At 51.1% G+C, this 17,284-nt stretch carries 16 protein-coding genes; 15 read left to right on the top strand and 1 reads right to left on the bottom strand.

The window, feature by feature from the left end; translation table 11 throughout:
- Positions 1 to 364 precede the first annotated feature (364 nt).
- The 11 genes from KTH89_RS16095 to KTH89_RS16045 all read left to right on the top strand — a co-directional run bounded on the left by KTH89_RS16095 (position 365) and on the right by KTH89_RS16045 (position 11,346).
- On the top strand, positions 365 to 1,126 hold the full coding sequence (locus tag KTH89_RS16095) for an SDR family NAD(P)-dependent oxidoreductase (protein ID WP_158344420.1): 762 nt from the start codon (positions 365 to 367) through the stop codon (positions 1,124 to 1,126).
- 330 nt (positions 1,127 to 1,456) lie between these two features.
- Positions 1,457 to 2,404: a DUF1848 domain-containing protein gene (locus KTH89_RS16090; protein WP_238722373.1), complete on the top strand. Its 948-nt coding sequence runs from the start codon at positions 1,457 to 1,459 to the stop codon at positions 2,402 to 2,404.
- 98 nt (positions 2,405 to 2,502) lie between these two features.
- Entirely contained in the window at positions 2,503 to 3,780 is a 1,278-nt protein-coding gene (locus KTH89_RS16085; protein ID WP_238722372.1) for an alkyl/aryl-sulfatase, read from the top strand.
- Positions 3,781 to 3,838: 58 nt separating this feature from the next.
- Positions 3,839 to 4,243 carry a secondary thiamine-phosphate synthase enzyme YjbQ gene (locus tag KTH89_RS16080; protein ID WP_158344423.1) on the top strand — a complete coding sequence of 135 codons (405 nt, stop codon included), beginning with the start codon at positions 3,839 to 3,841 and terminating at the stop codon, positions 4,241 to 4,243.
- Positions 4,244 to 4,379: 136 nt separating this feature from the next.
- A complete protein-coding gene (locus KTH89_RS16075; protein WP_238722371.1) occupies positions 4,380 to 4,553 on the top strand; it encodes a hypothetical protein in 174 nt (57 codons plus the stop codon).
- A 271-nt stretch (positions 4,554 to 4,824) separates the two neighbouring features.
- On the top strand, positions 4,825 to 5,505 hold the full coding sequence (locus tag KTH89_RS16070) for a Crp/Fnr family transcriptional regulator (protein WP_238722370.1): 681 nt from the start codon (positions 4,825 to 4,827) through the stop codon (positions 5,503 to 5,505).
- A gap of 88 nt (positions 5,506 to 5,593) precedes the next feature.
- Positions 5,594 to 6,544: a nucleoside hydrolase gene (locus tag KTH89_RS16065; protein WP_158344425.1), complete on the top strand. Its 951-nt coding sequence runs from the start codon at positions 5,594 to 5,596 to the stop codon at positions 6,542 to 6,544.
- Between the two features lie 31 nt (positions 6,545 to 6,575).
- Positions 6,576 to 7,772 (top strand): BMP family ABC transporter substrate-binding protein, encoded by a 1,197-nt coding sequence (locus tag KTH89_RS16060; protein WP_238722369.1) that lies wholly within the window; start codon positions 6,576 to 6,578, stop codon positions 7,770 to 7,772.
- A gap of 53 nt (positions 7,773 to 7,825) precedes the next feature.
- Positions 7,826 to 9,412 carry an ABC transporter ATP-binding protein gene (locus KTH89_RS16055; RefSeq protein ID WP_238722368.1) on the top strand — a complete coding sequence of 529 codons (1,587 nt, stop codon included), beginning with the start codon at positions 7,826 to 7,828 and terminating at the stop codon, positions 9,410 to 9,412.
- Positions 9,387 to 10,448, top strand: a complete 1,062-nt coding sequence (locus KTH89_RS16050; protein ID WP_238722367.1) for an ABC transporter permease — start codon at positions 9,387 to 9,389, stop codon at positions 10,446 to 10,448. The genes KTH89_RS16055 and KTH89_RS16050 overlap by 26 nt, the downstream gene beginning before the upstream one ends.
- Entirely contained in the window at positions 10,432 to 11,346 is a 915-nt protein-coding gene (locus tag KTH89_RS16045; protein WP_158344429.1) for an ABC transporter permease, read from the top strand. The genes KTH89_RS16050 and KTH89_RS16045 overlap by 17 nt, the downstream gene beginning before the upstream one ends.
- Before the next feature lie 97 nt (positions 11,347 to 11,443).
- Here the strand turns inward: KTH89_RS16045 and KTH89_RS16040 are convergent, their stop codons facing one another.
- Positions 11,444 to 12,652 (bottom strand): PucR family transcriptional regulator, encoded by a 1,209-nt coding sequence (locus KTH89_RS16040; protein ID WP_238722366.1) that lies wholly within the window; start codon positions 12,650 to 12,652, stop codon positions 11,444 to 11,446.
- 350 nt (positions 12,653 to 13,002) lie between these two features.
- On the opposite strand from KTH89_RS16040, the gene KTH89_RS16035 reads away from it, so the two are divergent.
- The 4 genes from KTH89_RS16035 to KTH89_RS16020 are packed head-to-tail and all read left to right on the top strand — an operon-like array spanning position 13,003 to position 17,281.
- Positions 13,003 to 13,737, top strand: coding sequence for a GntR family transcriptional regulator (locus tag KTH89_RS16035; protein WP_238722365.1), 735 nt, complete (start codon positions 13,003 to 13,005; stop codon positions 13,735 to 13,737).
- Between the two features lie 24 nt (positions 13,738 to 13,761).
- A complete protein-coding gene (locus tag KTH89_RS16030) occupies positions 13,762 to 14,781 on the top strand; it encodes an ADP-ribosylglycohydrolase family protein (RefSeq protein WP_238722364.1) in 1,020 nt (339 codons plus the stop codon).
- 36 nt (positions 14,782 to 14,817) lie between these two features.
- Positions 14,818 to 15,744, top strand: a complete 927-nt coding sequence (locus tag KTH89_RS16025; RefSeq protein ID WP_238722363.1) for a carbohydrate kinase family protein — start codon at positions 14,818 to 14,820, stop codon at positions 15,742 to 15,744.
- Positions 15,745 to 15,775: 31 nt separating this feature from the next.
- Positions 15,776 to 17,281: a sugar ABC transporter ATP-binding protein gene (locus KTH89_RS16020; RefSeq protein ID WP_238722362.1), complete on the top strand. Its 1,506-nt coding sequence runs from the start codon at positions 15,776 to 15,778 to the stop codon at positions 17,279 to 17,281.
- Positions 17,282 to 17,284: the final 3 nt, after the last annotated feature.

Here is a 17,284-nt window from a genome sequence, read left to right as displayed (position 1 = left end):
GGGAACACATCACGTGTTCCTGGTGAATAGGCTCGGTTCCTGAACCCGGCTTTTCGATTTCACTTAGCGGGTGCCAGCGCAAGCCCTCCGCGCTCCCGGGGAGACACAAAAGAATCAGGCTGCCCGAAGCATTCCGGGACACCGGCAGACACACACACCGGCCCTGAGCAGCGGGCATATCCAAACCCGAGGAAGAACCCGCATTGTGGGGTAAGACGCGAGGATTTTTTGTACGTAAAAAAGTACAAGGTTTGGCCCTGAATGAAGGGCTGGAATCCTTGCTTTATTTCACTTCCGGGTGTATAGTATAAGAAGATTGATAAAAATTTATCAAAGTCTAATAAGATTAAAGGAGAGGTTTCTTATGCTAAGTGCGGAAGGAAAAGTTGTTCTGATTACAGGCGGCGGACGTGGAATTGGCTATGGGATAGCGCAGGCATTTGCCGAGGCTGGAGCCCGGCTCGCGATCACCGGCCGTACGGCGAGCACTCTGATCGAGGCGGCCGAGAATCTGGAAGCGGATTATGGGAATGAAGTAATGTGGGTAACGGCAGACGGCGGAGACGAAGCGGCTGTCAAAGGGGTAGTGGAAAAAGTAATTGAGAAGTACGGTAAGTTAGACTGTCTCGTTAATAATGCGCAGGCCTCCAAGTCTGGGGTGATGCTGGCGGATCATACAAAGGATGATTTTGATCTGGCGATCGGTACCGGATTATACGCCACGTTTTTCTATATGAGGGAGGCATTCCCCTATCTGAAGGAGTCGAAGGGCTGCGTGATTAATTTCGCGTCCGGCGCCGGGCTTTCCGGTAAGATCGGCCAGTCTTCCTATGCGGCGGCCAAAGAGGGAATCCGTGGATTATCCCGTGTGGCGGCGGCTGAGTGGGGAGAATTCGGAATTAATGTCAATGTGTTATGCCCGCTGGCTATGACACCCGGGTTGGAAAAGTGGAAGGATGAATATCCGAAGCTGTATAAGAAAACCATTGATGAGATTCCTCTGCAGAGATTTGCAGATCCGGAAAAAGATATCGGACGCGTATGTGTTTTCCTGACTACGGATGACGCGGCTTATATCACTGGCGAGACCATATCTCTCCAGGGCGGTGTGGGCCTTCGGCCTTAATCAGACTTTGGATTTAGACGGTTACCGGATTGGAACCGCGAGGTTTTAAATAGCGTAAATATGTGGAACGCCCTTATGCGCGTACAGCTTTACAGTTGTATGAACGGATAGATGTACAAGGGCGTTCCGCGTTTTACGCTATTTTTCTGTCCATATCTTGCCGGAATCCGCCTGATCAGGATTTTGGCTTCTTGCTGACTTCGGTATGGGTATCTGTGGGCCGGAGACATGTGGGCCGTAGACATGTGCGTCGGAGAGCTGTTTGACAGGATAAGCGGCAGGGATTAAACTATATACAACGTATGGACGCAGCAGGAGGTGGGAGAAAAGATGATTATCAGCGCCAGCCGAAGAACAGATATTCCCAATTATTACTCGGATTGGTTTTTCGAACGTTTGAAAGAACGGATGGTCTGTGTGAGAAATCCTTTCCGGCCCGGGGACGTGAGCAGGATCTCCCTTTCCAGGGACGTGGTGGATGGGTTCGTTTTCTGGACGAAGAATCCCAGCCCGATGTTGAAACGGCTGGGGGAGCTGGAAGAATTTCCTTATTATTTTCAGTTTACCCTGAACGGATACGGGACGGAGTTGGAACCGGGGCTGCCGGATAAAGAGACGGGTTTAGTGCCGGTGTTTCAGGAGCTGTCGGAATACGCAGGGCGCGAACGGGTGATCTGGCGTTATGATCCGATCCTGGTAACGCCTGAGTATACGGTTTTAAGACACCAGGAACTGTTCGGACGTCTGGCGGAAAAGCTGGCGGCATATACCCGGAAGGTAGTCATAAGTTTCCTTGACCCGTATACAAATATTCAAGGGCGCTTGGCCCGAAGCGCAGTTCAGGAGCCGGAAGCGGGGCAGATGGAGCAATTGGCCCGGCAGATCGGGAAGATTGCGTCCGAGTATGGACTTGACGTGGAGACCTGCGCGGAAGCCGGGGATTATGAAGCATATGGAATCCGGCATGGAAAGTGTATCGATGCATCGCTTCTTGGGCGGATCGCCGGCGAGCCTTTAAGCACCGGAAAGGATACGGGGCAGCGCAAATTCTGCGGATGTGACGCCAGCATAGATATCGGCGCTTACCACACCTGCCAAAACCGGTGTGTGTACTGCTACGCGGGCCATAAAAGCCGGGAAGGGCAGACGGCCTGCGAGGATCACAAAAGTTCTCCGCTGCTGGAGGATGAGATCCGGCTGGGCGATGTGATTCGGGATAGAAGGGTGAAATCGGATCGGGAAACGCAGCTGTCGCTGGACCAGTTTTTAAAGATTTAAAGCGTAAACCGGTGTTTCGGAAATGTTCCGGCTTTTCCATGCCGGTTTCCGGCATGCAGAGAGAATAAAATTGTGATATGAGCAGGAGTGTAACCATTATGAATAAAAAAAGCGGACAGGAAAAATTGCGGGAATTTACAGAGAGGAGCTATCAGGAGCGGATAACGCAGGTCACGGACAAAGTCTGGCATGTGCTGGGGGTGGGCCACAGCAACGCGGTGTTTATTGAAGCGGAGTCCAGCGTGATTCTGATTGATACCCTGGATAGCCTGGAACGGGGAAAGCGGCTCTTGGATATCATCAAGCGGGAGACGAAAAAAGAAGTCAGAACCATCCTATATACACACGGGCATCCGGATCATCGGGGAGGCGCCGGCGCGTTTATGGGATCAGCTCCGGAGATTATCGCTTTTGCCCCCAAGACGCCGCCTCTTGCGCGCACGCAGATGTTGCGGGACATCCAGAATCTTCGGGGCGCGCGCCAGTTCGGTTATGCGCTGACGGATGAAGAAAATATTTCCCAGGGAATTGGAATCCGGGAAGGGGTTGCCTACGGGGAGAAGCCCGCTTTCGTGCCGCCGGACACAGTGTATCAGGAGGATAGGGTAGAGCGGACGATCGATGGAGTGCGCCTCGAGTTGGTCAGGCTTCCGGGAGAGACGGAGGATCAGATGGCGGTGTGGCTTCCTGAAAAGGCGGTCCTGTGCTGCGGAGATAACTACTATGGGTGCTGGCCGAATCTCTACGCGATCCGGGGAAGCCAGTATCGGGATATTACGGCGTGGCTGCAAAGCCTTGAGACCCTGAAAGCTTATCCGGCCCGTTATCTGCTGCCTGGGCATACGGCCCCGCTGACAGGACAGGAGCAGATCCGGGAGGTATTGGGGAATTTCATAGGGGCCATCGATTATGTGCTCACGCAGACCCTGGCCGGGATGAACGAAGGAAAAAGCGAGGACCGGCTGGCCGCGGAAATAAAGCTTCCAAAGGAATATGCGCAGCTTCCCTATCTGGGGGAATTCTATGGCTGTGTGGACTGGACCGTGCGTGCGATTTTTACCGCTTATCTGGGATGGTTTGACGGCAATCCGACCAATCTGCATCCGCTTTCTGAAAAGGAACGCGCCGGAAAGACCATTTCCCTGATGGGCGGCCCGCAGGCTGTGGAAAAAGCGATAGAGGAAGCCATGAGAGACGGAGAGTACCAGTGGTGTCTGGAGCTATGTGATCTTTTGACGGCTGACGGGAAAGAGACGGACGGTGTGCGCGGACGTAAGGCGGAAGCGCTCAGAAAGCGGGCGGAGGAAGAGACCAGCGCCAACGGCCGGCATTATTATCTGGCAATTGCGCGGGAGCTGGAAAACGGCGAAGGCTGACAAGGAAGAATATAAAGTTAATCAAGATGCGGTCATATTTGAGAGAGGAAGGTATCGGATGAAAGTATTTAAGCATACGCTGGAAGTGGATAAAAGGCAGGCGCTTTTGGATATCACCCCGCGGGTTCAGGAAGATATCCGGAAAAGCGGAATACAGGAGGGAATCGTTGTGGTATATTGTCCCCATACCACAGCCGGAATCATGATGAATGAAAACGCGGACCCGGATGTATGCCGGGATATGATCTACGGGTATGAAAAGGTATTTCCTACACAGGACCGGGAGTACCGGCATTTTGAAGGAAACTCCCATGCCCATATGAAATCAGCGGCGGTGGGAGCGTCCCAGACGTTGATTGTGGAAGACGGCAGGCTGATACTGGGTACCTGGCAGAATATCTATTTCTGCGAGTTTGACGGCCCGAGACACAGAAGTTTTTATGTAAAGATTTTGGAAGGCTGATGTGGTTTTATTTTCCGTATCTTACGAAATTGTAAGTCTGAATCCTGAAATTGTAAGCTAAAATTATGGCGGCTTCATCGGTTCTTGGCTATGATAGACTTATGAAACGAATCAAGTGAGAACGGAGGTAATACAGATGAAGACATTCGTGAAATGGATCCGTAGGGCAGGCTATCTGATCCTATATGCCATACCCTTGCTGCTGGTATGCATCATGGGCGGCTTGCTTTTTCTCACGACCATTCTTTTCAGCTTCGGAAAAAGGATAGCCATGAGATTAGAAGCGTGCGGCGGGGATTGTTATACGTGAATGTTCACTTTCAGTTATAAAAGCTGTGAGGCATCGTTAGGTGCTGTCACAGCTTTTTTTGTGACAATTTACTTTGAAAACGCGAAAAAGGAAGAAATATTTATGCAAATACTCTCAAAAAACATGACACGTGTCCTTTTTGCGGAAATCTTAATACTGTTATAATCAAAGCAAATAGAGGCGTAAGAAAGGACGGCAGGGACAAAATAGGAACCCGATGTTATAATAACGTAACATACAAAAGCGGCAAAAAAGAAAGGGCGTTGTTTCTATGGAGTCTTTGGATATCAGAAACAGAAAATTGATGGAGAAATACCCGGTAATCCGGGAATGGATCCGGAATCTGCCGGTTGAACAGCTGAATCTGTGCAGGCCGGTAGAGTATGAGAGGGGCGATATCATCTTCCGCCGGGGCTGGGAGATCCGTTATGTCTACCTTGTGCTGCGCGGCAGCGTAATAATCTCCAGCAGCAATATAAATGGAAATGAGATGTGCGTGGTGTTCGTCCAGGAGGGATCTACCGTCGGAGAGATGGAAGCCATGCTGAATATACATAATCTGATATACAGCGCTAAGGCGTTTACCGCATGCGCCTTGCTGGAGGTACCGCTCCACGTGTTCCGGAACTGGATCCGCAGCGACCGCATTATCAGTGAAAAGCTGGCGATGGTACTGGCGGAAAAGCTGTACCGGGCCAGCGCGTCTACCGTACAGTATCAATACATGTCTGCGGACCGGCGGTTAAAAATGCTGCTGGCGCAGCACGGTCAGGGCAGGATCAGCGATACCAGGGAAGAACTGGCGGAGGCCTGCGGAGTCAGTGTGCGAACCATCAACCGGGCAGTGACCGCCCTGAAAGAGGAGGGGCTCATCATGGTGGAACGGGGGAAGATCGTGATACAACAGGAGCAGTTAGAACAGCTGACTGCCAATATATTAGAAGAAGTGTGAAATTCTACCGGTTACGCGCGGCCGTTAGATTTCAATGGCGGAGAGGAGTTTTACATCTGCCGGATAAATACTCTACAGGAGGTATGACATGAAAAAAGTAATTATGGACTGCGATCCCGGCCATGATGACGCGATCGCCCTGCTGCTGGCTTCCAGAGCGGACGATATTGAGCTTCTGGGCGTTACCACAGTGGCCGGCAACAGCGAACTGGAAAATACGACCCGCAATGCGAGGAAGATTCTGGACTACGCAGGTGTGACCGATGTGGATGTCTACGCGGGATGCAGCCGCCCGATGATGCGGGATCTCTACCGGCTGACCGGAGCCATTATCCATGGGGAGGACGGCCTTGGCGGCCCCAAGCTTCCGGATCCCGTAACTCCCGTTAAAGAAGAGCATGGGGTGGACTTCATCATCCGGACCCTGCGGGAAAGCGAGGAGAAAATCATCCTGATTCCCACAGGCCCCCTGACCAATATCGCTATGGCTCTTATAAAAGCGCCGGATATCAAAGAGAAAATCGAGCGAATCATTATCATGGGCGGGGCGGTTAACGATCCGGGAAATATCACCTCAGCGGCAGAATTTAACATCTATGTGGACCCTGAAGCAGCCAAAATAGTTTTTGCCAGCGGCTGCAACATTTATCTGAACACCCTGGATATATCTATGAAGGCAGTTTTTTATGAGGAGGACATCGAAAGGCTGCGTGCGCAGGGAGACAAGATCAGTGATATCGTCGCAAAGCTGCTGGACTTTTTCAGCTCCACACATGTGCAGCACTTTGGATTCAAGGCCTGTCCGATTCACGACGCGCTCTGCGTTGGGGTTTTGATCGATGAAAATCTGATTCAGTACCAGAAGACTTACCTGGATATTTCCGTGAATGATCCGCTTACCTTGGGGGAAACGGTGGCGGATCTGTGGGGAATCACCGGGCATGAACCAAACTGCTATCTCTCTGTTAAAGTTGACCGGGAATTGTTTGTACAGATGATTCAGGAACATATGCAGAAAACTTATCAATCCAAGAAGTGATCCAGGCGGACAGCCGGAAGGAGGAAAAAGTATGAGAAGGTTATTTTCAATGTTTTTGGCGGTAATCATGATCTGTGGTATGCTGGCGGGATGCCAGAGCAAGAGTGAGCCTGCGCCGCAGGAAACAAACGGTGCGGCAGCGGATGATACAAAAAAAGAAGACGCCGGTGAGGCGGCGAAGCCGGAGGAATCCAAAGCGCCCGAGGAGGGCAAGGATCTGCCCAAGATCGCCTGCCTGCTGAATGGAAACTTAGGAGACAAATCCTTCTTCGATTCCGCCAACGCAGGTATGAAACTGATCAAAGACGAACTGGGATGCGAGACGAATGTAATCGAGATGGGCTTTGACAACACGGTGTGGGAGACGACGCTTTATGAGGTTTCCGACCAGGATTACGACATTATCATTGTGGGAACCTACCAGATGCAGGAAGTGCTGGAAAAAGTCGCGCTGGAATATCCGGATAAGAAGTACATTATCTTTGACTCCGCGGTTTCCTATGACAAGGAGGACTATAGCAATGTGTACTCGATCTCCTTCAAACAGAATGAGGCATCCTATCTGGCCGGCGCCCTTGCCGCTATGATCGCGGCGGATGACAGCCTGCCGCTGTCCAACGGAGAGAAGATGATCAGCGTGGTAGCTGCCATGGATATCCCGGTACTGAACGACTTTATCGTCGGATATATACAGGGAGCAGAGGATACCGTACCCGGTACCAAGGTCGCGGTCTCCTATATCGGAGATTTCAACGATACCGCCAAAGCGAAAGATCTGGCCAAAGCGCAGTTCAATCTCGGCTCCAGCGTGGCTTTTAACGTAGCGGCTCAGGCAGGTCTTGGAATGATCGAGGCGGCTGCTCAGAATGAGCGCTATGCCATCGGCGTGGACGCCGATCAGGCCATGGCGTTAAAAGAGACTCAGCCGGACCAGTCCAAAGTGATCGTCACATCCGTGCTTAAGAATATCGACCAGGTACTGCTTCTGTCCGTGAAGCGCCATATCGAAGGAACCCTGCCTTACGGCAAGGAAGAGGCTCTGGGAATGGAAGAAAACGCGGTGGGTCTGGCTGTCAACGAAGTTTATGACGGCATCGCTACCGCCGATATGAAATCCAAAGTCGAAGAACTTCAGGGCAAAATCCAGGCTGGCGAGATCAAAGTGCCGTCCGCATTTGAGATGTCGGAGGATGAGATCAGCCAGATGAAATCCAGCGTAGCGCCGTAATAAGACTGCCGTAACAGAATTAGGCTTTCATAACAGAATAAGGGTGATTGACAATGACCGATCATGAACAAGTAACACCGATCCTGGAAATGCGGCAGATTTCCAAAGTATATGGGAATGGGGTATATGCCAACCAACAGGTCAGTTTATCCGTCAACAGAGGTGAAATCCACGCGCTGGTGGGCGAAAACGGAGCCGGGAAAAGTACGCTGATGAAAATACTGTTCGGCATGGAGAAGCCGGATCAGGGGGAAATCGTGCTGGAGGGCAAGACGGTAACGTTTCGCTCTCCACAGGATGCCATTGCCCGGGGAATCGGCATGGTTCACCAGCACTTTAAACTGGTGGATTCCCTTTCCGTCACGGAAAATGTGACGATGGGATATGAGCCGGTAAAGCGGGGATTTATCGACCGGAAAACCGCGAAAGAAAAAGTGAGCAAGATCGCGGAGCTGTTTGAACTGCAGGATGAACTGGACACAGCCACCGGGAAGCTGCCGGTCGGGATCAAGCAGAAAGTGGAAATCATCAAGGCCTTGTACCGGGGGGCGCAGATCCTGATCCTGGATGAGCCCACGGCCGTGCTGACGCCCCAGGAGACGGAGGAACTCTTTGACCAGCTAATGAAACTGAAATCCCGGGGTTACACCGTAATTTTTATTTCCCACAAACTGCGGGAGGTGAAGCAGATCTCCAACCGCATCAGCATTATGCGCCAGGGAAAAATGATAGACACAGTGGATACGGATGGGATCACCGAACAGGAGATCTCTTCCCGGATGGTAGGGACGAATTATTCAAAGAATCTGGCCAAGAAAGCGGCAGAACCCAAAGAGGTTCTGCTGCAGGTTAAGAACCTGACCGCTGTGGGCATGAATAAAAAAGAAGTGGTAAATAATGTAAGCTTCAGCGTCCGGGCCGGTGAGATCACGGGAATCGCCGGTGTGGAGGGCAATGGACAAAACGAACTGATTCAGATGATTACCGGACTCAGAAAGATAGACCGCGGAAGCGTCTGCATCATGGGCCGGGATACCGGGAAGCTGTCCATTCAGGAACTGCGGGAACTGGGGATGTCCTATATCCCCAGCGACCGTATGGAAGACGGGCTGGCGGTGTCGATGTCCATCGGAGAGAATCTGATCTCTACGAAATTAAAAGACAGACGGCTCTACCGGCACCACCTGCTCAGCAAAAAGAAGATCCGGGATATGGCCAACCAGCTGGTAAGGGATTACCGGATCAAATGTGATTCCCAGGAAACGCCGGTATCCATGCTGTCCGGAGGGAATATGCAGAAAGTAGTAGTAGCCCGTGAGTTTACACAGCAGGCGAGGCTGATCATAGCGGAACAGCCCACCCGGGGGATCGATGTGGGCGCTGCCAAATTCATTCATGAAGAGCTGATCCGTCTGCGGGACGAAAACTGCGCGGTGCTGCTGGTGACCGCGGATCTGGAGGAACTCTATCAGCTGTCGGATAATATCCTGGTGATGTATGACGGACGTTTTTCCGCTTATTTTCCGAATCCGGATCAGGTCTCGGAGACGGAACTGGGCAATTACATGTTAGGAGTAAAAATACAGTCGGAGACTGAGATCGGGAGGGGTTGCCATGAAGAAGAAAAACCTGCTATTTAGTTCGGCAACTACCGTCCTGGCTATCACAATATCCCTGGTTATCGCCCTGGTGATTATCCTGTGTGTGAGTGAACAGCCGGGGCAGGCGGTCACGGCGCTGTTATTAGGTCCTTTGCGGTCTACCAGACTGATCGGTTCCATATTTACCACCGCGATACCGATCTGCTTCACGGGGCTTGCGGTCTGTCTGATGTTCCAGGCATCCATGTTCAATATGTGCGCGGAGGGCTCTTTCTTTTTGGGCGCGCTGGCCGCGGCCGCGTTTGCCACGAAGGTTCCGCTGCCGGGGATTCTGGGACTGGCGGGACCGATGCTCGTGGGGGCGGCGGCAGGCGCGCTATTATGTCTGGTACCGGCCTGGCTGAAGGCGAAATTAAATGCCAGCGAGATGGTGGCCTCCCTGATGCTAAACTATATCGCGCTGTATCTGGGACTGTATGTGCTGAATACCTATTTAAGAGACCAGTCCTTCGGCGCTCTGGCATCGGAGAAGCTTCCGGATTCGTCCAAACTGGATAAGATCATACCGGGCACCTCCATACACAGCGGTATCTTTCTGGCGATTTTCTTTATCGTCCTCTGCTTCCTGCTGCTCTACAAGACCTCCTTGGGGCATAAGATCCGTACTTACGGCCAGAATCCCCGGTTTACCAAATACGCGGGAATTAAGGTGGGATCTGTGATCATACTCTCCCAGGTGCTGGGAGGGGCCATCGCGGGCATCGGCGGCTCCGTGGAAGTTATGGGTATGTATGAGCGGTTCCAGTGGACGTCCCTGCCCGGCTATGGATGGGATGGGGTCATCCTGGCGATCTTAGCCAGGAACAAACCGCAGTATGTGCCGTTGGCCGCCATCTTTTTGTCCTATCTGCGGGTAGGCGCATCCACGATGGCATCCAACACGGATGTACCCAAAGAACTGATTACCGTCATTCAGGCGATTATGATTATGCTGATCACGGCCACCGCGCTGTTAAAGGGTATGAAACAGAAAATGGTGATAAAGGAGGCGTTGTCAAGTGGGACAGATTCTTGAGATCATATTCACGGCGGATTTTCTGCACTCGATCATCCGGCTGTCAACACCGATTTTATTCGCCACCATGGCGGCGCTGATCTCAGAGCGGGCCGGCGTCATCAATATCGGCATCGAGGGTACCATGCTGTTTGCCTCGCTGATGGGAGTCGTGGGCAGCGCTTTTACGGGAAATGTCTGGCTGGGAGTATTGTGCGCCGTGGTATCCGGGATCGCGTTTTCCGGTCTTTTATCCTTTTTCCATTTAAAACTGGAGACCGATATCGTATTGACCGGGATCGCCCTGAACCTGATGTCCAGCGGCCTGACCATCTTCATCCTCTACATACTGACCGGGGACAAAGGGGTCTCTACCCAACTGGCCAGCAAGGCAGTTCCCAATATAAATATACCGCTCATTCAAGATATCCCGGTGCTGGGCAGTATCCTGTCCGGCCACAGCGTTTTGACCTATCTGGCGTTTTTCCTGGTCATTGCGTTAGCTATTTTCCTTAAAAAGACGAAACTTGGAACTTATATCCGGGCTGTGGGCGAGAACAGCGATTCCGTAGAAACCGCCGGTATCTCCGTGAACATGGTGCGGCTGAAAGCCCTGCTGATCTCCGGCGCGATCTCCGGTCTTGGCGGCGCGTTTATGTCGATGGCTTATGTCAATATGTTTACCAAAGATATGGTGGCGGGCAGAGGCTTCATCGCGCTGGCGGCGGAAGCCATGGGCCGGGGCGTTCCCGGGCTGTCTATGTTAAGCGCGCTGTTCTTTGGGATGGCGGACGCTCTTAGCAATAACCTGCAGCTGTTCAATATGCCCAGTGAGCTGACCCGGCTGATGCCGTATGCGTTTACGATCGTGGCGCTTGGAATTTATGCGGCCAGGGAGCAGCGGAAATCTAAGGCGTAGTCCGGGGATTTTGACGGGAAATTTTATAGGAGAGTAAGAACGTACCGGCGCGGTGGCTGCCTTTGATGAGGGGGCCCCGCGCCGGAAGAGAAATAGATTAATTCAAGGATTCCTTCTGGTCATACTCGTAAAAGAGAATGGATAGGTAGAGGGTAATTCGGGTATCGATGTCTTCTAAACTGCTGTTTAGGAGTTTTTTTATGCTGTTGATGCGGTAGATCAGGGTGTTTCTGTGGATAAATAAGGCTTCGGAAGTTTTTAACAGATTTCCGTTGTTCTCTATGTATTTTTTCAGGGTTTCGATAAATTCGGAGGAATTATTTTCATCGTGTTCCAGGAGGAGATACAGGTAGGGCATATAGAAACGTTTCCGGTCTTCGGAACTGGAATATTGGAAGAGCAGCCGGTACATGCCCAGATCGTCGAAGACGGCGATCTTTTTTTGTGGACAGAAAAGTTCCAGATACCGGTTCAGGAAGAGTATTTCTTTCCAGCACATTCGGATGCTGGTCAGCTCAGAATAGCAGGAGCTGACTGCCAGAGCCAGATGCTCGCCTTTGTAGCGGGTGGAGATCAGCTGGAACGTGGATGTGATGACCTGAAATACCTCGTCTCTTTCGGAATAATCTTTTACGGAGCAAAAACATAAGATCTGATTGGCGTAATACATGGGTGTGATGGAATATTGGTTTTCATAGAGGTTCTCTATGGCCTGGAAGGTTTCTTTGAGCGCGGAGAGAATAACGGAATTCTTTGTCTTTTCGGAGTGTTCCCTAATTGAGATGGAGAACAAAAAGTGATAGGTCTTGATGCGGACTCCGTATAAACCAGCCAGATCCCGGAGAGGGGCTTCTTCCTTTTCCGATGAGAAAACCAGCATTTCTGTAAAGGTAGAGATCTTTTTGCTGAAATCGTCGGAAACGGTAATGGCGTTGATGATTTCACGGGTGACATCGATCAGCCTTAAATTCCAGGGCATGGAGAATAGGGGAAAGGCCATTTCGTCGGCCAGTTTTATCATTTTTTGAGGGATATCCGGTATGTATTTGTTGCCGGTTATGATGATCAGGCCGGCCAGATGTTTCTCCAGACAGTCCTGGAGCAGTAAGAGCAGGCCGTCTTCGCTTACATCGATCCCAGCGCCGGTTATAAATAGCAGTTCACCGCCGTGAAGCCACTGGGAAACGGATGACGTGGTCCCGGTATAGGGCCAGATAACCGGACGGTATAAGCCCAGTTCTCCGGCGATTAACTTGATTTTTTTAAAACTGTTCAGTGACAGAAGATCATGACAGGTTATCGGCATAACGCTCCTTCTTTCCATACTTGACGCAAATCGCTACATGAGTTTCCAATCTAATTTGATAGTAACGAATTCCCGCGGGCGTGTCAATTGACATATATAATAAAAGCTACAGGCTGCTATGTATTAAAAGTACAAAATAATAATTATAAATTGTACTTATAAAAAACTAAAATGTAAAATAATATTGGATTCCGTGCATATTGCTCAAATTTAAGAAAGATTATACAATGTATTTATCGAAAACATCCCAACAAATGGCAATCATTATAAAAATATGATAAGCCATATAAACAACGCTGGAATACGAGGGGCGGATGGGCGCGGATCGATGAAAAGAAAAGGAGGAGGCTATGGAATTAAAGAACGAGATACCAAAGTATATCGTCATCAAACAGGATATCCTGGAGAAAATCGCCTCAGGCGTCTACGCGTGTGGAGATAGCATACCAAATCAGCTGGAGCTATCCCAAAAATATAATGTGAGCCGGGTAACCGTAAGGGAAGCCGTCAACGAGCTGAAGGCAAGGGGAATCCTGATATCCATAAAAGGCAAAGGCACATTTGTCGCGGATAAGATCGACAGCTATTATGGGACAAACCGGCTTGGCGGTCTGAGCCAGAATAAATCAGGAGAAAAAGGGGAGCTGCATTCCAAGGTGCTGTCAATCGAGGTGGTAGCGGCCGGCAGGGGTATCGCTCAGAGTCTGAAGATCAGGGAGGGAGAATCCCTAATTAAGATACACAGGCTCAGATATCTGGATGAGGTGTGTATCGCGTCGGAGGAATCCTATCTGCAGTACCAGTATGTGAATGCGATTGATTTCTGGAATGCGGATCTGGAACATGGTTCCTTGTACTCTTTGCTGCGGGACCAGGCGGACATAGAATTCAAATGCGCCGAGGAGGAGATCCATCCGGTGCTTGCGAATGATTTGCTGGCGGGTTATTTCGACATTGAATATCTGACACCTATTTTATATGTAAAACGCGTAACGATCACGGATGACGGAATTCCTCTGGAATACTGTGACAACTATGAGCGGGGAGACGCCGCCGGCATCCGGATTCGTACCATATCTATTTAACACCATATCAGGAGGATAAAAGACATGACTTGTAACGAGAAGATTCTGGGCAGTTTACTGGGAGCGGCGATCGGGGATACCATGGGCGCCCCGACAGAGATGAGAACCAAAGCGCAGATCGCAGAAAAATTTGGCGGTTATGTGACCGAGATACTGACACCTCCATCCGATACCTTCGCAAGAGGAGCGGAGGCCGGATTTGTGACAGATGATTTTAGCCTGGCCTACTTTACAGCGGAAACGATTCTCAAAAACGGCGGGAAAATCGATGAGAAGACCGCGGTGGAATCCTTACTGTGCTGGGCCGGACATGAAGAATACTATGGAAAATATGTAGGGCCTACCACGAAAGCCTCGATCAAGAAGCTGCTGGGAGAAGAAACGACTGCTACCTATCCTTTTCTTAAGTATGACTGCGCGAAAGCGACCAACGGCTCCGCGATGAAGATCGGAGCGGCCGCGCTGTTCAGCCCGGGCGATGTGGATAAGGCGATACAGGACGCGATCACGATCTGCCTCCCAACCCATGCTAACAATCTTTCGCTGGCAGGCGCCTGCGCCGTTGCGGCTGGTGTCGCCAAGGCGATGGAACAGGGTGCGACCTTGTTCGACGTGGTAAAAGCAGGATTGTACGGTGCCAAAAAGGGAAATGAGCTGGGAAGCCAAGTGGCCACGGTGCTTGCGGGCCCGTCTGTGGAGAAGAGAATCCGCCTGGCGGTGGATCTGGCGCTGAAGGCTGAAACTTTGGACCAGGCGATAGAGGATATCGCGGATTACGTTGGCAGCGGATTAATGGTCTATGAAGCTGTTCCGGCCGCGTTCGGACTGATGGTGGCGGCAGACGGAAAGCCGATGGATTCGATCTGCGCCGGAGTGAACGTGGGATATGACACGGATACCACGGCAACCATGATCGGGGCTATGGTAGGAGCGCTGCACGGCGTGGACGGTTTCCGGCAGGATCACCTGGAATTGATCGAGAGAAAGAATCAATTTGACTTAAGAAAAATGGCGGATGCGATCGAGGCAACCTATCAAAAATAGGGAAAAGAAGCATAGTTAATGTTTAGGCGGGAAGAGATGAAAGAAAAATATATCGTGGCATTGGGCAGGGTTTGTATTGATGAATATTATGTGACAAATGAATGGCCTCTGATGGGTGAAAAAAAGTTTGTAAAACCGCTGGAGGCCAGGATCGGCGGAATGGTGGCTAACGCCGCAAGTGTTCTGGCGGGATACGGCATAAAGGTCTGTTACCTGGACCTGCTGCCAAAAACCGCGCCATCTACAGCCAGTATACTGGAAGATTTCAGGAACTATTCCGTATCCACGCAGCTGATACAGTTCGACCCGGATATTGCGGAAACCAAGTGTATGATTTTCCTGAAAGAGGCGGAGCGGGTAATCTTTATCACCGATGTAAAAAGGCCTCCGATCCGGTTGGAAGGACAAAGCCGGAAGCTGTTTTTCCAGGCGGCGTATGTGTATTCCACCCTGCCTGACCTACAGGAACTGGATTCCTGCGACCAGGTACTGGCGGAATACGTCGCAGGAGGTGGAAAAATAGCCGTCGATGTGGAAGCGGATTCCTTTACAAATGCAAAGGAGGCCGACCATTGGTTTACATGTTGCAGTCTGGTATTTATGAATCAGCAGGCGTTCGATAAGTACCGGGGCGCTTCTGATGATGCTGACGCAGCCCGGCGTCTGCTTGAGTTGGGACCCAAGATGCTAGTGGTTACAAAAGGCCGGGATGGATGTACCGTGATTTCGAAGGAACGGGTATTTAGCCGGGAGAGCTACCGGGTACAGGCGGTCGACACGACCGGCGCAGGAGATACCTTTAACAGCAGTTTTTTATATGGAATGATACAGGGATATACTCCTGAAAAGGCCGCGGAATTCGCCAGTGCGGCTGCAGCGAGGGCGGTGACGGCGGTCGGGCCCCGCGCCGGCGTGGCAAAAGCAGCGGATGTGGAACGGTTTATCAGAGATTATCAGGTGTAGCATTTGCAGCCATCAAGGGGGAAAGAGTTTTATGAATGAGAAACCGATACTACAGATCAGACAAGTGGAAAAGAGATTTCCCGGGAATTATGTGTTGAGAAAGATCGATCTGGACGTCTATCCCGGAGAGGTTCTCGGTCTGATCGGAGAAAACGGGGCCGGCAAGTCAACCCTTATGAAGATCATTACAGGGGTTTACAGCCTGGACGGCGGAGAGATTATTTTTGAGGGGCAAAAGGTCTCCTTTCAGAATACAAAGGAGGCGCTGGCCAGCGGAATCGCTATCATCCATCAGGAGTTTAACTTGTTCCAGAATCTGTCTGTGGCGGAAAATATATTTCTGGACAGGGACGGTTACCACGATAAAGGGGGAAGAGTGGACTGGAAGAAGACCAGACAGGAAGCCCGTCGGATACTAAAGGAATTGGGTGCGGAATTCGATGTGGATACCCAGGTGTCGGAGATCGGCGTGAGAGAGCAGCAGTTGATTGAAATTGCAAAAGCAATCTCTTCCAACGCCAAAGTTATCATCATGGATGAGCCTTCCGCTGCATTGCCGCAGAACGAGGTAGGCCATCTCTTCGATGTGATCCGTCTTTTAAAAGAGCGCGGCTGCTCCATCATCTACGTATCCCACAGGATGAAGGAGATCGAAGAGATCTGCGACCGGGTGGCGGTACTGCGCAATGGCACGAATGTAGGTACCATGCAGCTGGCAAATACAAATATGCATGAAATCATTACCCTCATGTGCGGACGTGAGATCACGGATTATTATCCGCATGTTCAGCTGGAGCCGGGGGATGTGGCGCTGCAGGTCGAGGGGCTTACGAACCAGTATGTAAAAAATGTAAGCTTCCGGGTACATAAAAAAGAAATTCTGGGAATATACGGCCTGGCCGGTTCCGGTTCTGTACAGCTGGCGGAATGTATTTTCGGCCTGAACCGCTTCCGGGAGGGGAAGATCGTTACGGTAAAAGGGACTGCCGAAAAGCACACGCCGGAGGAGGCCATGTCTTTGGGCATCGCCTATGTGCCGCCGGACAGGAGACGGGAAGGGATTATCAAAGAACTTTCCGTGGAGAAGAATCTGATACTGCCTCAGCTGCGCAGATATTCAAAGGCCGGCTTCCTAACGCAAAAAAAGATAAAAAGCAGGACGATCGAGTATATGAAACAACTGAATATCCTGGCGGTAAACAGCCGGATGCTGCTTGATAATCTGTCCGGAGGAAATCAGCAGAAGGTGGTCCTTGCCAGGTGGCTGGATGTACAGCCGGACGTCCTGATTCTGAACGAGCCGACCCGCGGGGTAGATATCGGGGCGAAAGTGGAGATCTATGCATTGATTGACAAATTGGCACAGCAGGGCCTTTCCATCGTCATGATTTCCTCTGAGATTCCCGAGGTGATCGGTATGTGCGACAGGGTGATCGTCATGAACAAAGGAAGAATCAGCGGGACATTTGCCAGCAGTGAGTTAAACCAGGAGGTTCTGCTGAACACCGCATCCGTTGCCCAGGGAAAGGAGGGATGAAGG

The organism is Diplocloster agilis (assembly GCF_019042275.1).
GTDB lineage: Bacteria > Bacillota > Clostridia > Lachnospirales > Lachnospiraceae > Diplocloster > Diplocloster agilis.
Note: the sequence above shows the minus strand (reverse complement) of the source record. Positions and strands in the feature narration are given on the sequence as shown.